Source organism: Cupriavidus sp. KB_39 (assembly GCF_052114485.1).
Taxonomy (GTDB): Bacteria; Pseudomonadota; Gammaproteobacteria; order Burkholderiales; family Burkholderiaceae; genus Cupriavidus.
In genome coordinates this window covers 1-1,585 of record NZ_JBFREV010000120.1, presented here as the reverse complement: position 1 = coordinate 1,585, position 1,585 = coordinate 1, and the positions used below count along the sequence as shown (strand labels likewise).

Below are 1,585 nucleotides of genomic sequence, written 5' to 3'. Positions count from 1 at the left end.
GCCGGGGTGCTGTGCATTGCGCCGGAACCGACTGGCGTGACGAAAGCTGGCTGTATCGCGTTCGGCATGCATGGCGCGGACACGGCCTGGCGCGGCATGCGACAAGCCTGGACCGGGCACGACACTGCAACACTGACTCAGCAGGGCGCCGCCAAGCTCGCCGAAACCATGCGGGCGCCGCCGGACATGGCCGGCAATATCGGGCTGTCGCTGGATATTGGTGTGGGATTCGGCCTCGCCGGCATGCTGAAGGCCGCGCGGGTGGCGAGCATTACCGCCGGGCGGATTTACCTGGTGCAGCATGAGGCGAAATACCTGAAAGGTCCCGGTGGGCACACGATTGCGAAGCACGTGGGGAAAACGGAGGAGGAATTGCGGGCGAGGTTAGTAAGGGAGCGACACTTGATCAGTGCCTCATCATTCACCGATTTACGGACAGCAGAAAAAGCGATTTCCGACATGTTGAGTGCCAATCGTAGTCGAATAATGTCATGGTCATCGACTGGGGATCCACGCCTGGAACTGCGTCAGAGTTTTTCAAGACCGCTCGGGAAAGTACTGATGCGCAAGTCCGGCAAGCTGGACGAAGCACGCACCGTTACAGTAGTGCTTCGGAACGAAGAATATAACGAGATGCCATACTATATTCTGACCGCCTTCGTTGGAGTCTGAACTTAATGATGAACCGATCGCCTTATCCCCACTTGCAACAGTTTATAGGGTGTTATTTTCATGAGGATTGTGAGGGAGACAGTGCTCATGAAGTTGTTCAGGCCTATATTAGGGAGTCAGTGCCGACAGCCCGCGAATTAGTAATGCGGGATATCGATAAATTAAAGAAAAACAACCCGGGCACGGTGGAAGAGGTCTACCGAAAAGAGTTCAACGACAATATCGACCTGTCATACTGGGGCTTCACCTACGAAACCTTTCTCGACGAAATTCAAAGACTTCTGAAAAACAGTCTGTAGATTTGGCGAGGAGATTGATTAGGGGATCAGCTACTGCGCATTTTTTTGAAAGGGTTAGACAATTGCTTGATGAAAGCTCTGATGCTCCATGATCGCGAATTTCCATTATCTGGCTAAAGTGAATGGGACGCGCTACCCTGCACTTCAGGAGCTCATCGGCGGGTATTTTCATGAGGACTACGACCTAATTGGTGGTACCTTTAATGAGATTATCCAGGCCTATATTGAGGGGGCGGACCCAGCAGCGCGGAAACTGGTCGTGAAGGAGGTCGAGAGATTCAAACGGAACAGCGAAGGTGATTTCGATACGGCCTACCGGATGGAATTTATCGACCACATAGATTTCTCATACTGGGGATTCACCTATGTGATCTTCATTAATGAAGTTAGAAAATTACTGAAGCGAAGCCTGCGAAAAAAAAAGGGCGCCACGCAGGCGCCGTTCCGTTATCCAATCCGGCAGATTCAGGCTGCCAGCCGCTTGGCCAGCTTGTCCTTCGTTTCCACCAAATCCTGCGGCAGGTTGTGCTGCAGCTGGGTGAACAGTTCGTCGTGCAGCGCCAGTTCCTGCTGCCAGGCGGCGTGGTCGATCGAGGTGACTTGCTGGAATTGCG

Annotated in this window: 2 protein-coding genes and 1 pseudogene; all 3 read left to right on the top strand. The window is 53.1% G+C overall.

Annotation, left to right across the window (positions count from 1 at the left end; genetic code table 11):
• Positions 1-672, top strand: a 672-nt coding sequence (locus AB4Z27_RS28945; protein ID WP_441645977.1) for an RNase A-like domain-containing protein, incomplete at its 5' end; no start/stop codon positions are given.
• A 5-nt stretch (positions 673-677) separates the two neighbouring features.
• A complete protein-coding gene (locus tag AB4Z27_RS28940) occupies positions 678-971 on the top strand; it encodes a contact-dependent growth inhibition system immunity protein (RefSeq protein WP_144203610.1) in 294 nt (97 codons plus the stop codon).
• Between the two features lie 88 nt (positions 972-1,059).
• Positions 1,060-1,359 (top strand): annotated as a pseudogene (locus AB4Z27_RS28935) (contact-dependent growth inhibition system immunity protein); the annotation flags it as partial.
• Positions 1,360-1,585 lie beyond the last annotated feature (226 nt).